The organism is Spirillospora sp. NPDC052269, from assembly GCF_040679435.1.
In the GTDB taxonomy this organism is placed as follows: domain Bacteria; phylum Actinomycetota; class Actinomycetes; order Streptosporangiales; family Streptosporangiaceae; genus Spirillospora.
Genome location: NZ_JBFAUU010000006.1, coordinates 271,817 through 285,575 on the forward strand (window position 1 = coordinate 271,817; position 13,759 = coordinate 285,575).

At 72.3% G+C, this 13,759-nt stretch carries 12 protein-coding genes; 3 read left to right on the forward strand and 9 right to left on the reverse strand.

Annotated elements, in window-relative coordinates; translation table 11 throughout:
* Positions 1 to 41 precede the first annotated feature (41 nt).
* The 4 genes from AB0L06_RS15120 to pdxR form a co-directional block, all read right to left on the reverse strand.
* On the reverse strand, positions 42 to 497 hold the full coding sequence (locus AB0L06_RS15120) for a heavy metal-binding domain-containing protein (protein WP_500231574.1): 456 nt from the start codon (positions 495 to 497) through the stop codon (positions 42 to 44).
* Between the two features lie 295 nt (positions 498 to 792).
* Positions 793 to 1,938: an RNA polymerase sigma factor RpoD gene (gene rpoD, locus AB0L06_RS15125; protein WP_500231767.1), complete on the reverse strand. Its 1,146-nt coding sequence runs from the start codon at positions 1,936 to 1,938 to the stop codon at positions 793 to 795.
* A gap of 77 nt (positions 1,939 to 2,015) precedes the next feature.
* Positions 2,016 to 4,160, reverse strand: coding sequence for a DNA primase (gene dnaG / locus AB0L06_RS15130; RefSeq protein WP_500231575.1), 2,145 nt, complete (start codon positions 4,158 to 4,160; stop codon positions 2,016 to 2,018).
* A 51-nt stretch (positions 4,161 to 4,211) separates the two neighbouring features.
* Positions 4,212 to 5,669 (reverse strand): MocR-like pyridoxine biosynthesis transcription factor PdxR, encoded by a 1,458-nt coding sequence (gene pdxR, locus AB0L06_RS15135; protein ID WP_500231576.1) that lies wholly within the window; start codon positions 5,667 to 5,669, stop codon positions 4,212 to 4,214.
* Between the two features lie 83 nt (positions 5,670 to 5,752).
* On the opposite strand from pdxR, the gene AB0L06_RS15140 reads away from it, so the two are divergent.
* Complete coding sequence (locus tag AB0L06_RS15140; RefSeq protein WP_500231577.1) at positions 5,753 to 6,373, forward strand: TIGR03086 family metal-binding protein; 621 nt, start codon at positions 5,753 to 5,755, stop codon at positions 6,371 to 6,373.
* A 134-nt stretch (positions 6,374 to 6,507) separates the two neighbouring features.
* Here AB0L06_RS15140 and AB0L06_RS15145 read toward each other — a convergent pair whose 3' ends face one another.
* A complete protein-coding gene (locus AB0L06_RS15145) occupies positions 6,508 to 6,876 on the reverse strand; it encodes a MerR family transcriptional regulator (protein ID WP_500231578.1) in 369 nt (122 codons plus the stop codon).
* A gap of 84 nt (positions 6,877 to 6,960) precedes the next feature.
* Here AB0L06_RS15145 and AB0L06_RS15150 point away from each other — a divergent pair, with 84 nt between their 5' ends.
* Together AB0L06_RS15150 and AB0L06_RS15155 are read left to right on the forward strand one after the other, a co-directional pair.
* A complete protein-coding gene (locus AB0L06_RS15150; RefSeq protein ID WP_500231579.1) occupies positions 6,961 to 7,830 on the forward strand; it encodes a TIGR03560 family F420-dependent LLM class oxidoreductase in 870 nt (289 codons plus the stop codon).
* Positions 7,831 to 7,905: 75 nt separating this feature from the next.
* The gene (locus AB0L06_RS15155; protein WP_500231580.1) at positions 7,906 to 9,234 is read left to right on the forward strand and encodes an alpha/beta fold hydrolase; all 1,329 of its coding nucleotides are present in this window, start codon (positions 7,906 to 7,908) and stop codon (positions 9,232 to 9,234) included.
* A gap of 60 nt (positions 9,235 to 9,294) precedes the next feature.
* Here AB0L06_RS15155 and AB0L06_RS15160 read toward each other — a convergent pair whose 3' ends face one another.
* The 4 genes from AB0L06_RS15160 to AB0L06_RS15175 form a co-directional block, all read right to left on the reverse strand.
* Complete coding sequence (locus tag AB0L06_RS15160) at positions 9,295 to 9,717, reverse strand: GtrA family protein (RefSeq protein WP_500231581.1); 423 nt, start codon at positions 9,715 to 9,717, stop codon at positions 9,295 to 9,297.
* A 97-nt stretch (positions 9,718 to 9,814) separates the two neighbouring features.
* Positions 9,815 to 11,056: an MFS transporter gene (locus AB0L06_RS15165; RefSeq protein ID WP_500231582.1), complete on the reverse strand. Its 1,242-nt coding sequence runs from the start codon at positions 11,054 to 11,056 to the stop codon at positions 9,815 to 9,817.
* A gap of 48 nt (positions 11,057 to 11,104) precedes the next feature.
* Positions 11,105 to 12,331: an NAD(P)/FAD-dependent oxidoreductase gene (locus AB0L06_RS15170; protein ID WP_500231583.1), complete on the reverse strand. Its 1,227-nt coding sequence runs from the start codon at positions 12,329 to 12,331 to the stop codon at positions 11,105 to 11,107.
* A 49-nt stretch (positions 12,332 to 12,380) separates the two neighbouring features.
* Positions 12,381 to 13,703, reverse strand: coding sequence for a deoxyguanosinetriphosphate triphosphohydrolase (locus tag AB0L06_RS15175; protein WP_500231584.1), 1,323 nt, complete (start codon positions 13,701 to 13,703; stop codon positions 12,381 to 12,383).
* Positions 13,704 to 13,759 lie beyond the last annotated feature (56 nt).

A 13,759-nucleotide genomic window follows, 5' to 3' on the forward strand; every position in this document is an offset into this window, starting at 1 on the left:
TGAGCGAAACCACCCCCGGCCGGGCCGCGCCCCTCCGCCGGTCAGCGACCCGGGTCGCGCAGGCCGATGGTGAGGTTGCGGGCACCCATCGGCGGGGCGCCGGGAGTGGAGTCCGGAGCGAACGGGGGGACCCCGCCGCCCTGCTGGTACTGCTGCGGCTGGTTCTGGACGTTCTGGACGGGCTCGACCCACACGGCCGTCCCGTAGGCGCACACCTCGTGCCCTCCCCCGGCCCCGAGCGCCACGGCGTCCAGGCGCAGGCCGACGATGGCGTTCGCGCCCTTGAGGCGCGCGTCCTCGGCCATCCGCTCGACCGCCTGCCGGCGGGCGGCGGCCAGCCCGGCCCCCGCCTGCTCGCCGGTGTTCATCCGGAACGTCCCACTGGATCCCGCCCCGGGCGCCGCCGCCTGATCGGTCTGGACGGCCACCCCGAGCGCCGCGCCGAGCATCCCGCGGATCGCGTACCCGGCCAGCGCGTCAGTCGTCACGATCAGCATGGAACGCCACGTTACCCGCCCACCCGCGACATGTGCGCCCCATCCCCCCCGACGCGCACGTATCACCTCCACGTCGACCTCACTCGGAAGCACGTCCCGGAGTCAATGCCCACCAAGCGAAACGGCCGTCCGAGCTCCGTGCACCCTGGGTGGAACGGCCGTCCGAGCCCCGCGCACCGGGCGGAGGGGCCGCCCGGGCCGCGTGCGCTGGGCGGACGGACGTCCGGGCCGCGTCCTCGCCGAGGGGCGGGGGCGCGGCCCGGAGCGTCGTGCCGGGCGTCCGGAAGGACGGGCGTCAGTCGAGATATTCGCGGAGCATCTGCGCCCGGGAGGGGTGCCGGAGCTTCGCCAGGGTCTTGGACTCGATCTGCCGGATGCGTTCGCGCGTGACGCCGAACTCCCGGCCGACCTCCTCCAGGGTGCGGGGGTGGCCGTCGGTCAGGCCGAAGCGCAGCTGGATGATGCGCTGCTCCCGCTCCGACAGCGTGCCGAGGATGTCCTCCAGCTGGTCCTGCAGCAGGATGAACGCGGCCGCCTCGATGGGGACGACGGCGTCGGAGTCCTCGATGAAATCGCCGAGATCGGAGTCCTCCTCTCCGATCGGGGACTGGAGCGACACCGGTTCCTGGGCGATCCGCTGGATCTCCACGACCCGGGTGGCGGTCAGTCCCATCTCCCGGCCGATCTCGTCGGGCACCGGTTCCCGGCCGAGGTCCTGGTGGAGCTGGCGCTGCACCCGCACCAGCTTGTTGATGGTCTCCACCATGTGCACCGGGATCCGGATGGTCCGGGCCTGGTCGGCGATCGCCCTCGTGATCGCCTGGCGAATCCACCAGGTGGCGTAGGTCGAGAACTTGAAACCCTTGGTGTAGTCGAATTTCTCGACGGCGCGGATGAGTCCGAGATTTCCCTCCTGGATGAGGTCGAGGAAGAGCATTCCCCGGCCCACGTAGCGTTTGGCGATCGAGACGACCAAGCGCAGGTTCGCCTCGATCAGACGTTGCTTCGCCCGGATGCCTTCCCGGGAGAGCAGTTCGAGGTCGAGTCGCTGCGCCGGGGAGAGAATGGCGGTGTGCGCCACCTTCTCCTCGGCGAAGAGACCCGCCTCGATTGATTTCGCCAGTTCGACTTCATCTTCTGCCGTGAGGAGCGGAACGCGACCGATCTCTCTCAGGTAGATGCGCACCAGGTCGCTCGTCGGCGCCCGCTTGCCGAGATCTGTCTCGTCTGCTCGCGCGACGTCCTCGGTCTCCTGCGGAGACTCGACGACCTCGACCCCCTGTTCCGCGAGCATTCGGACGACCCGTTCGAGGGAGTCGTCCGGCAAGTCCGAGCGGTCGAGTGCGGCAGCGACGTCATCGACGGTCACACCGCCGCGTTCTCTGCCACGTGCGACGAGGTCCGCCACCTGGTCAACCGATGGCGCCTCGCTTGGCAGCACCGAAGGGCCCACGGGGACAGTCTGCGTTATGGAGGGGCTAGATCACAGGACCCATTTTGCGGTCTCTTGACTTACCGCTATCCAAGCCCGCGCTCCCGCAACACCCGTCTCTGCTGCTCAAGCGCGACAAGATCACCGAAGAGCCGATGGTAGTCCTCAGCCTGCTCGGCCGGATTCAGCCGTCCGAGTTTAGACTTCACGTCCCCGATCTGCCGGGTGAGCAGGCGCTCCTGAATTCTGGCCAGCAATGCCGCGGCATACCGGTCATCCGATTCGGACGCGGACTGTGTCGGCTCGACTCCGAGCATGGTGATCAGGTCTCTGACCTGCGTGTTCGCGGCCTGCTCCAGAAGCCGTGAGATCCACTCGGCCGGGTCCGCCGCCGCCGCGACACCCCCGATCGCGCCGATGACCCCCCGGACGGTCGCGTGCGCGGGCACCAGGAACGCCTCGCCCGGGACGAGGTCGAACTCGGGTCCGACCACGGCGGGACGCTGCACGACCAGCTTCAACAGCTCGCGCTCGAGAACGACGCCGGGATCGTTCGGATCGAAGGCCGGGGTTTCGGACCTCCCCGAATCCGCCATCGGCTCGTCCCGTCCCGGACCGGACGGCCCGTAACCGCCGTTCCCGGACGGCCCATACCCGCCATTGCCGGACGGACCGTTCTGCCTGCCGGACGCGGCGCCACCGCCGTACCCCTGGCGTCCGCCGCCACCCCCGTAGCCGCCCTGGCCGTTGCCGTTGCCGCCGTTGCCGTAGCCGCGTCCGCCCTGACCGCCACGCTGACCGTTGGAACCGTACTGCCCCTGGCCCTGCCCTTGGCCGTTGCCGCCTTGGCGGGACTGCCCTCCCGGGCCGCCCTGGCCGCCGCCGCGCCGGGCCTGGTCGCGCTTGGACAGGTCGCGGACGCGCTGGAGCACGAACCGCTCGTCCATGATCCCGAGCCAGCGGTCCAGGTTGACCGCGTACATCTGGCGGAGCGCGCGGTCCTTGATGCGGGCGACGATCGGGGCGGCGGCGTCGAGCGCGGCGAGCCGTCCCTCGGTGGTGTTCAGGTCGTGCTCGCCGATCTTGGACCGGACGACGAACTCGAACAGCGGGGTGCGCGAGGCGACCAGGTCGCGCACGGCCGCCTCGCCGTGCTGGACGCGCAGGTCGCACGGGTCCAGGCCGTCCGGCTGGACGGCCACGAAGGTCTGCGTGACGAACTTCTGCTCGCCCTCGAACGCGCGCAGCGCCGCCTTCTGCCCGGCCGCGTCGCCGTCGAAGGTGAAGATCACCTCGCCGCGGAACTCGTCCTGGTCCATCAGCAGCCGGCGCAGGATCTTGATGTGCTCGTCCCCGAAGGACGTCCCGCAGGTCGCGACGGCCGTCGGCACGCCGGACAGGTGGCAGGCCATCACGTCGGTGTAGCCCTCGACGACGACCGCCTGCCGGGACCGCGCGATCTCCTTCTTCGCCAGGTCGGCCCCGTACAGGACGTTCGACTTGTGGAAGATCGGCGTCTCGGGGGTGTTCAGGTACTTCGGGCCGTCGTCGTCCTCGTACAGCTTGCGCGCGCCGAACCCGACGACGTCGCCGGACAGGTCCCGGATCGGCCACATCAGCCGCCCGCGGAACCGGTCCATCGGCCCGCGGCGGCCCTCCTTGGCCAGGCCCCCGGCGATCAGCTCGGCGTCGGCGAACCCGCGTCCGCGCAGGTGGCGGACCAGGGCCTCCCACTCGCGCGGCGCGAACCCGACCCCGAACCGCTCGGCGCCCGCCGCCTCGAACCCGCGCCCGGACAGGAACTGGCGGCCGATCATGCCCTCGGGCGAGCGCAGGTTCTCGGCGTAGAACTCGGCGGCGGCCCGGTGCGCCTCGACCAGCCGCGCCCGCTGCCCGGACTCCTGCCGGGGCTGGAACGCGCCGCCCTCCTCGTACCGGAGCTGGATGCCGGCCTTGGCGGCCAGCCGCTCGACGGACTCGGTGAACGTCAGGTGGTCGATCTCCTGGACGAACTTGATCACGTCACCGCCGGCCCCGCAGCCGAAGCAGTAGAAGAGGCCTCGCGAGGGAGTGACGTTGAACGAGGGGGACTTCTCGTCATGGAAGGGGCAGAGCCCCTTCAGGTTGCCGCCGCCCGCGCTTCGCAGCTGAAGGTACTCGCCGATCACGGCGTCGATCGATGACCGCTCGCGTACGAGCGCTATGTCCTCATTGCGAATCCGGCCTGCCACAGCGAACGAGTCTAGGCGCGCCCCCGGACATTCCGCGCCGCTCCGCCCCGATCACGCGCCCCCGCCTCCCGCGCCGCCCTCCCGATGATCACCCCCGTGATCGTCCAGGCCGTCGAGGGCGTGGCGGAGGTGGGTGAGGGCTTGGGGGATGTCGGCGGTGGGGATGGCGCCGTAGCCGAAGACCAGGCCGTTCATGGGGGGCTGGGTGACGGCGAAGTCGGAGAGCGGGAAGAGGGCGACGCCCTCGGCCTCGGCGGCGCGGACGGCCTGGAGGTCGGAGGGGCCGGTCAGGGTGGCGCTCAGGTGGAGGCCTGCGGCGGACGGGACGGGGGTGAGCCGGTCCGCGAAGGCGGTGGCGAGGGAGTCGGCGATGAGCTCGTGGCGCTCCTGGTAGGCACGGCGGGAGCGGCGGACGTGACGGGCGAGCAGGCCCTCGTCGATGAAGCGCGCCAGGGCGGCCTGGACGGGCGGGTCGCCGTGCCAGGACGTGACGTACCGGGCCATCCGGAACGCCTCGTGCAGGGCGGGCGGGGCGACGAGGAAGCCGAGGCGCAGCACCGGGCGCATGAGCTTGGAGAACGTGCCGAGGTAGAGGACGCGGCCGTTCTCGTCCAGGGACTGCAGGGGCTCGATCGGACGGCCGCCGTAGCGGAACTCGGTGTCGTAGTCGTCCTCGATGACGACGACGTCGCGGCGGCGGGCCCAGTCGAGCAGGGCGCGGCGGCGGGGCAGCGACATCGGCATGCCCAGCGGGAACTGGTGGGACGGGGTGAGGTAGACGGCGCGGGCGTCGTCCGGGAGGGCGTCGACGCGCAGGCCCTCGGCGTCCACCGGGACGCCGGTCACGCGCAGGCCCTGGGATCGGAACAGCAGGTGGGCGGGCGGGTAGCCGGGGTCCTCGACGGCGACGTGCGCGCCGGGTTCGAGCAGGACGCGTCCGACCAGGTCGAGCGCCTGCTGGATGCCGGACGTGATGATCACGTCGGAGGCGCTCGCCCGGACCGACCGCGACACCCCGGCGTGCCGGGCGACCGCCTCGCGCAGGACGGGCAGCCCGGCGGGGTCGCCGATGTCGTGGGTCCTGGGGCGGAGTTCGGCCGCCATCAGCCGCCGCCAGGCCTCGTACGGGAACAGGCGCGTGTCCGGGAGGCCCGCGCGCAGGTCATACGGGACGTCCTGGTACCGGTAGGGCCAGGCGCGCAGGCCCGTCCAGGCCGGACGCGGGCGGAGCGGCGACGCGGCGGGCGCGTGCCGCGACGGCGAGGGGACGGCCGACTCGCGGACGAACGTGCCCGCGCCGACGCGGGCCGTCAGGTACCCCTCGGCGGCGAGGCGGTCGTAGACGACCGAGACCGTGCCGCGCGACACCGAGAGGCGGCGGGCCAGCTCACGGGTGGCCGGGAGTGCCTCTCCCGCGCGGAGGCGGCCGTCCAGGACGGCGTCCCTGAGCTGCCGGTACAGGCTTCCGGTGAGGTCGCGGCGGTCGTCCAGGGTGATGTGCGGGTCCACCTCGCGGAGTCTAGATCGGCCTAGTGGGACAGGTCGATATTGGCTCTGTACGTGGTCCATTCGGGGTTCCTAGGGTGAGGCCCATGGACGTGCTCACCGAACTGCTCTCCTCTGACCTCCGCGACCTGGACCGCCGGGCGCTCGACCTCTTCGCCTCCCTGACCACCAAGATCGAGGCGGCCGATCTGGCCCGTCCGACGCCCTGCCCGGACTGGACGCTGCACGGCCTGCTCCGGCACCAGGTCAGCCAGGACGAGGGGTTCGCGGCCGCGGCCCGGGGCGGCGGCGAGGACCTCGCGGCGTGGCGCGGCGGCTCGCTCGGGGACGACCCGCACGCGGCGGTCGTGGCGTCCGGGCGGCTGGTGACCGAGGCGTTCGCCGGCGACGGCGTCCTGACCGGCGAGTTCGTCCTTCCCGAGGTGCGCAGCGGCGGCGGCTTCCCCGGCGCGCTGGCGATCTCGTTCCACGTGGTCGACCTGGTCGTCCACGCCTGGGACGTCGCCGCCACGCTGGACCTGCCCTGGGAGCCGGACGACGAGCTCGTCGAGGCGTCCCTCAAGGTCGCGCGGATCGTGCCGGACGATCCCGAGGCGCGGCGTCCGGGGGCGTCGTTCGCACCGCCGGTCTCCGCGGGCGAGGATGCCCCCCGCGAGCGGCTGCTCGCCCTGCTGGGCCGCGACCCCGCCTGGCGTCCGGCGCGCTGACCCCCGCTCGGCCCGGCGGCCCGTCCGGCCGGGCGCCGACCGCTCGCGTGTCGGCGGCCCGCCCCGCCGGGCGCCGCGGCCGAACGGGTCACCTCGTCCCGCGGCTCCCTCCGCGGGTCACTTCCTTCCGCGGGTCATGCGGACCCCGTGCCGCCGCTGTAGAAGGAGATCTTCCACTGGATCTTCTTCTGCTGGGAGCGCAGCAGGCCGATCTGCTCCTCGACGCGGCGGTCGTGGTCCTGGAGGATCTCGAGGCGCTCGGCGAAGGTCTCCTCGCCGCCGCGCGCGAGTTCGGAGTAGCGGAGCATCTCGGCGATGGGCATGCCGGTCTCGCGGAGGCAGCGCAGCATCCCGAGCCAGCTGAGGTCGTCGTCGCTGAACACCCGCCGACCGGACGCGTTGCGCGCGATCCCGTCCAGCAGGCCGATCTTCTCGTAGTACCTGAGGGTGTCGATGCTGAAGCCGCTCTTCTCGGCGGTCTCGGACGGGGAGTAGGAACTCACACGGCAAGGATTCCACCTGGAGTCCGCTCCAGGTCAACCTCGACGCTTGACGTGGAGTGGACTCCAGGTCGGAGACTCGGTGTCATGCGCATCGGACTTCAGGTACCCAGCTTCACCTTCCCCGGCGGCCCCGAGCGGATCGCGGCGGAGTTCGGCCGGATCGCCCGCGAGGCCGACCAGGGCGGACTCTCCTCGCTCTGGGTGATGGACCACCTCTTCCAGATCGAGTCGGTCGGAGCCGCCCAGGAACCCATGCTCGAGGGCTACTCCGCGCTCGCGTACGCGGCGGCCCTCACCGAGGACATCACGCTCGGCACGATGGTGACCGGCGTGAGCTACCGGTCCCCCGGCCTGCTGGTCAAGACCGTCACGACGCTGGACGTGCTGTCCGGCGGCCGCGCCTGGCTCGGCGTCGGCGCGGCCTGGAACGACGAGGAGGCGCGCGGGCTCGGCCTGAACTTCCCGCCGAGGGCCGAGCGGTTCGAGCTGCTGGAGGACACGCTCCGGCTCGCGCACCAGATGTGGAAGGGGGACGAGAGCGCGTTCGAGGGGACGCGGGTCACGGCGGAGCGTCCGCTGAACGCGCCGCAGCCGGTGCGCCGTCCGCACCCGCCGATCCTGGTCGGCGGCATGGGCGAGAAGAAGACGCTGCGGTTCGTCGCGAAGTACGCGGACGCCTGCAACATCTTCGACGGCGACCAGCTGCCGCACAAGCTCGCGGTGCTGCGCGAGCACTGCGAGCGCGAGGGCCGCGACTGCGCCGACATCGAGAAGACGTCCCTGACGGTCCTGCCCGCCGACGGCTCGGCCGGCCAGGCCGTCGAGACGGCCGGACGGCTCGCCGCGGCCGGGATCGACCACGTGATCTTCTCCCAGAGGCCCGGCCAGGACCTCGCCGGCATCCTCGGCGAGGCGCGCGCCGAGGTCGAGAAGATCGTCCCGGCGGGCCGCTGACCGGCGGGAACGTCCCCTGGAGCGGCACTGTGGGGTGGCGGGCCGGTGACGGCTCCCGCCCCATAGGGTCGGAGCATGGGTTCGTTCCTCCGTGAGCCGGTCCGCCGGCCGTTCCGTCCGTCGTTCCGCCAGACCGGGACCGTCGTCACCGAACACCGCTTCCCAGTCCCGCTCGACCACGACGACCCGGACGGGCCGCGGATCGAGGTGTTCGCCCGCGAGGTCGTCGCGACCGCGCACGCCGGCCGCGACGACCTGCCGTGGCTGCTGTTCCTGCAGGGCGGGCCGGGGTACGGGGCGCAGCGGCCGTCCGGGCGGGAGGGGTGGCTGGACCGGGCGCTGTCAGACTACCGCGTCCTGCTGCTGGACCAGCGCGGCACCGGCCTGTCCACGCCCGTGTCCGCGCGCCGGCTGGCGGAGCTCGGCGGCCCGGCCGAGCAGGCCCGGTACCTGACCCGGTTCCGCGCCGACTCGATCGTGCTGGACGCCGAGCTGATCCGCCGCGAGCTGCTCGGCGGCACCCCGTGGACGATCCTCGGGCAGAGCTACGGCGGGTTCTGCGTGAACACCTACCTGTCGTTCGCGCCGGACGGCGTCCGGGAGGCGCTGGTCACGGGCGGCACGCCCGGCCTGACCGCCACCGCCGAGGACGTGTACCGCCGGACGTACCCGCGCGTCGCCGCCAAGAACGCCGCGTTCTACGAGCGCTACCCGGACGACATCGACCTCGTCCGCGACATCGCGCGCCGTGTCGCGGACCACGACGAGCGGCTGCCGAACGGGCGCCGCCTCACCGTCGAGGGCTTCCAGTCACTCGGCCTCATGCTCGGCATGGGCGACGGCGCCGACCGCATGCACTACCTGCTGGAACTCGCCTTCGCGGACGGCGGACCGGAACTGTCGGAGGTCTTCCTGGAGCAGGTCGGAACGCACCTCAGCCACACCGCCGCGCCGATCCACCTCGTCCTGCACGAGCCGATCTACGCGCAGGGCGCGACCCCGACCGGCTGGGCGGCGCAGCGCCTGCGCGCCGAGTTCCCCGAGTTCGCCCCGGACCCGGACGGCCGCGACCCGCTGCTGTTCACCGGCGAGATGATCTACCCGTGGATGGTCGCGGACGACCCGTCCCTGGCCCCGCTGCGCGAGGCCGCCGACCTGCTCGCCGAGCACGACGACTGGTCCGCGCTGTACGACCCGGCGCGGCTGCGCGGCAACGACGTCCCGGTCAGCGCCGCCGTCTACCACGACGACATGTACGTGGACTTCGAGCTCTCGATGGAGACCGTCCAGTCCGTCGGCAACGCGCGCGCGTGGGTCACCAACGAGTGGGAGCACGACGGGCTGCGCGTGAGCGGCGGACAGGTCCTCGACCGCCTCATCCGCATGTCCCGCGGCGAGGCCTGAGGCCGGGGACGAAAGAACCCCTCCCGGTCTCCGGGAGGGGTTCGATGTCGGAAGGCCGGGTCAGGCGGCCGTGGGGGTGAAGACCCACTTGCGGTAGGACCAGTACCGGAACCACGAGCCGAGGCCGAGCCCGGCGAGCAGGCTGAGGTTGTAGGCGATGCCGCCGTGCAGGTGCAGCGTGTAGTAGACGAAGCCCGTGCACAGCACCTGGATCAACATGCCGATGCCGTTGAGCGTCAGGAAGATGGCGAACTCGCGGCCGGATCCGTCGCTGTCGCGGTGCCGGAACGTCCAGTAGCGGTTCGCCAGGTAGGACGTCCCCGTGGACACCAGCGTCGGGATGACCACGCTCGTCACCGGGGAGCCGCCGAGCCAGGCGCGCATCAGGTTCGCGCCGCCGATGGTGATCACCGTGCCGACGAACCCCACGAAGCCGAAACTGAGCAGTTCGCTCAGGAACGGCCGGAAGGGACGAACAGCCATGGCCACTTTGGTTGGCCTTGACCGCTGCAGGGTGCTCACTTGCCGGAACATTACCCGACAGGTCCGGATAATCGCCGCGAGCCTGATCACAGAAAGGTCAACGATCAGCGGCCCGCGTCGCCCCCGCGAGCAGGACGATCATGCCCGACAGCACCGCCGGGACGGTCAGCGCCCACGGCAGCCCGACCCCCTGCGCGACGAACCCGATCACCGGAGGCCCGCCGAGCAGGCCGAGGTAGCCCGTCGTGGTCACCCGGGCGATCCCGTGCGCCGCCGGAATCCCGGGCAGGTTCCCCGCCGCGCTGAACGTGACCGGCGCCACCACCGCGACACCCAGGCCGAACAGGGTGAATCCGGTTACAGCCGCCCAGGGTTCCCCGATCGCGAGCCCGCCGCCGAGCCCCGAGCACGCCACCAGCGACCCGGCCCGCAGCACCCGGACGGCCCCGAACCGTCCGATGATCCGGTCTCCGGCCAGCCGTCCGAGGGTCATCGCGATCGCGCACCCCGCGTACCCGAGGCCCGCGAGCCCGGCGCCGGCCCCCAGGGACTCCTTCAGGTAGACCGCGCTCCAGTCCGCCATCGCGCCCTCGCCGACGAACGAGCAGAGGCCGATCGCCCCCAGCAGGGCGAGCAGGAAGCCGGTCCTCCTTCCGGTCCCGGTCCCGGTCCCGGTCTCCTGCTGGTGCTCGTCCGGCACGACGTCGTCGGCCAGGGTGTCGGAGAGGGCGGTGGCGGGCTCCTCGTCCAGGTGCGGGTCGGAACGGTCCAGGAGACCGCGCGCGCAGGTGAGCAGCAGGACCGCGTAGAGGACGCCGAGGACGGTCAGGTGGACGCGGACGGGCACGTGCGCGTGGGCCGCGGCGGAACCGACGACGGCCGCGATCAGCGTCCCGACGCTGTAGACGCCGTGGAGGCCCGACATGATCGGACGCCCGTAGCCGCGTTCGATCGCGACGCCCTGGGCGTTCATCGACACGTCCATCAGCCCGAGGGACGCGCCGAGCAGCACCAGCGCGCAGACCAGCATCGGCAGGTTCACCGCGAGGCCGAGCGCCACCGGGGAAAGCGCCGCGGCCGTCCCGGCGGCGAGGATGGTCGTCCGGCTGCCCCAGCGCGCGACCGTCCGGCCCGCGACGCGGGTGGCGAGGACGACGCCGATCGGCGACCCGAGCAGCGCCAGCCCGAGCGTCCCGGCGCTCAGCCCGAGATGCTCCTTGATCTGCGGGATCCGCGCCACCCAGGCGGCGGCGGAGAGCCCGTGCACGAGGAAGGCGACGGTGACCGCGCGGCGCGCGGTGCGGACATCGGGGAGCACCTGGGGGGCGAGAGCGGTCACCTGCACACCATATGACCGCGATCACCCGTTTTCGATCTTCCGGAGCCCTCAGACCAGTTCGCCCATCGGGACCTTCGGATCGGTCAGGCGCGCCCGGTCGGGCGGCGTCTCGCTTCGGATGAGACGGCGGAGGTCGTCGGTGACGTCCCAGACGTTGACGTTCATCGCCGCGACCACCCGTCCGGCCGACAGCCAGAACGCGATGAACTCCAGGGAGCCGGGCTCGCCCCGGTAGACGACCTCGTCGTACTCGCCCGGGGACGCCAGGCCCGACATCTCCATGCCCAGCTCGTACTGGTCGGTGAAGAAGTACGGGAGCGCGTCGTGGACGACGTCCTGGCCGAGCATCGCGCGAGCCGCGACCGGGCCGCCGGAAAGGGCGTTCGCCCAGTGCTCCACCCGGACGCGTCGTCCCAGCACCGGGTGGTAGTGGGACGCCACGTCGCCGGCGACGAAGATGTCCGGATCGGACGTCCGCAGACTCGCGTCCGCATGAACGCCGTCGGAGACCACAAGGCCCGCCTCCTCGGCCAGCGCGATGTTCGGACGGGCGCCGATGCCGACGATGACGACGTCCGCCGGGATCTCCGCGCCGCCGTCCGAGACGACCGCCGACACCTGGCCCGCACCCCAGAACCCGGCCACGCCCTGGTCGAAGCGGAGGTTCACGCCGTGCCGCCGGTGCAGGTCGGCGAAGACCTCGCCGAGCTCCGGACCCAGGTGGCGGTACAAGGGGCCGGGGTCCGGTTCGATGATCGTGACGTCGTTGCCGTAGGAACGGGCCGCGGCGGCGGTCTCCAGGCCGATCCACCCCGCGCCCGCCACCACGACGCGCCGTCCTCCCGGAGACAGCGCCTCGCGTAGCACCGCCGCGTCCGCCAACGTGCGCAGATAGTGGATGCCTTGGAGTTTCGCGCCCGGCACGTCCAGCTTCCGAGGAGACGATCCCGTGGCCAGGAGCAAGCGGTCGTAGCCGAGTCGCTCCCCCGTCGACAGAACGACCACGTGGGCGTCGCGCTTCACGGACGTCGCGGACGTCCCGAAGCGCACCTCTACCCGGTTCTCCTCGTACCACTCCGCCGGGTGGACGTGCGCCGACTCCCGCGTATCCGACCCCAGCAGGAAGCCCTTCGACAGGGGCGGGCGCTCGTACGGGCGCTCGATCTCCTCCCCCACCAGGACGACCCGGCCCTCGAACCCCTCGTGCCGCAGCGTCTCGGCCGCCTTGGCGCCGGCGAGGCTCGCTCCGACGATGACGAAAGTCCCCTCGGGCATGACGTGTCTCCTTAGCGTGGGCTCCCGGACACGGGCTGTCCCTAACTCACTACGCCGACTCCCCACGGGAGACAAGGGCGCGGTGGCGGGCGACCGCCGAGGTGTCGGTGAGGGACGCGATCTGGTCGACGACGGCGCGCAGCCGCCCGGAGTCGCCTCCCGCGGCCTCGAACGCCTCGCGGAAGACCGGGTCCAGGGTGCCCGGGGCCCCGGCGATCACGCGGTCGGCCAGCTCCATGATCAGCTCGCGCTGGCGGGCGCGCTCGGTCTCGTGGCTGATCCAGACGTGGTGCGCGGTGATGCCCTTGAGCACGGCGCACTCCAGCCGCTGCGCGCGCGGGACGAGCAGGTCGGCCGCGTACCGGGTGAGCGGACGGTCCCCATAGGCCGCGCGCGTCTCCTCCTCGGCCGCGACGCAGAACCGTCCGATCAGGGAACTCGTCAGGTTCTTCAGCGCCGCGAGCGCGCGCGTGGAGCCGTCGTAGCGGTCCGGCCAGTACGGCTCGGCGAGCAGGTCGGTGAAGCGCTCCTCGAGTTCCGCGACGTCCGCGACGACCGGCTGCGCCCTCCGCGCGGGCAGCCCGTGCCCCGGCAACGCGCCGGCCTCGGACGGCCCCGGGCTCGCCGAGCAGTACAGCTTCGCGGCCGTCTCGCACACCAGCCGCCGCTCGGCGGGATCGGCGAGCAGCGCGAAGTCGATGTGCCCGGCGACCAGCGCGTCCTCCAGGTCGTGGACGGAGTAGGCGACGTCGTCGCTCCAGTCCATGACCTGGGCCTCGAAACACGCGCGGCCCTCCGGCGCGTCCTCGCGCACCCACCGCGCGTACGCCACGTCGTCCTCGTAGACGCCGTACTTGCCGTTCACCGCGTCGGCCCTCGTCCACGGGTACTTCATCGCGGCGTCCAGGGCGGCGCGGGTCAGGTTCAGGCCGACGCTCTCCCCGTCCGGGGCGAACGACTTCGGCTCGAGCCGGGTCAGGACGCGCAGGCTCTGCGCGTTGCCCTCGAAGCCGCCGCAGTCGCGGGCCACGACGTCCAGGGCGACCTCGCCGTTGTGGCCGAACGGCGGGTGGCCGATGTCGTGCGACAGGCACGCGGTCTCGACGAGGTCCGGATCGCACCCGAGCGACTTGCCGAGCTCACGCCCGACCTGGGCGCACTCGAGGGAGTGGGTGAGCCGGGTGCGCAGGATCTGCAGGTTCCCCAGGGGCTCGGGCTCGCCGGGCGAGGCGACCTGGGTCTTGGCGGCCAGCCGGCGCAGCGCCGCGCTGTGCAGCACCCGCGCCCGGTCGCGTTCGAAGGCGGTTCGGTCGCGGCGCTTGGGCGGCTCGGGAGCCCGGCGCGCGCGGTCAGGGTCGGTGTATACGCTCATCTCCTCCCAGAGTACGCACCGCCCCCTCGATCCCGCCGACGCGACCATCGACCCCC

Coding starts and splice junctions, on each gene's coding strand:
- AB0L06_RS15155 (WP_500231580.1), top strand. CDS start 7,906: ATGGGTTCGTTCCTCCGTGAGCCGGTCCGCCGGCCGTTCCGTCCGTCG.
- AB0L06_RS15120 (WP_500231574.1), bottom strand. CDS start 497: ATGCTGATCGTGACGACTGACGCGCTGGCCGGGTACGCGATCCGCGGG.
- AB0L06_RS15150 (WP_500231579.1), top strand. CDS start 6,961: ATGCGCATCGGACTTCAGGTACCCAGCTTCACCTTCCCCGGCGGCCCC.
- AB0L06_RS15175 (WP_500231584.1), bottom strand. CDS start 13,703: ATGAGCGTATACACCGACCCTGACCGCGCGCGCCGGGCTCCCGAGCCG.
- AB0L06_RS15170 (WP_500231583.1), bottom strand. CDS start 12,331: ATGCCCGAGGGGACTTTCGTCATCGTCGGAGCGAGCCTCGCCGGCGCC.
- AB0L06_RS15140 (WP_500231577.1), top strand. CDS start 5,753: ATGGACGTGCTCACCGAACTGCTCTCCTCTGACCTCCGCGACCTGGAC.
- AB0L06_RS15160 (WP_500231581.1), bottom strand. CDS start 9,717: ATGGCTGTTCGTCCCTTCCGGCCGTTCCTGAGCGAACTGCTCAGTTTC.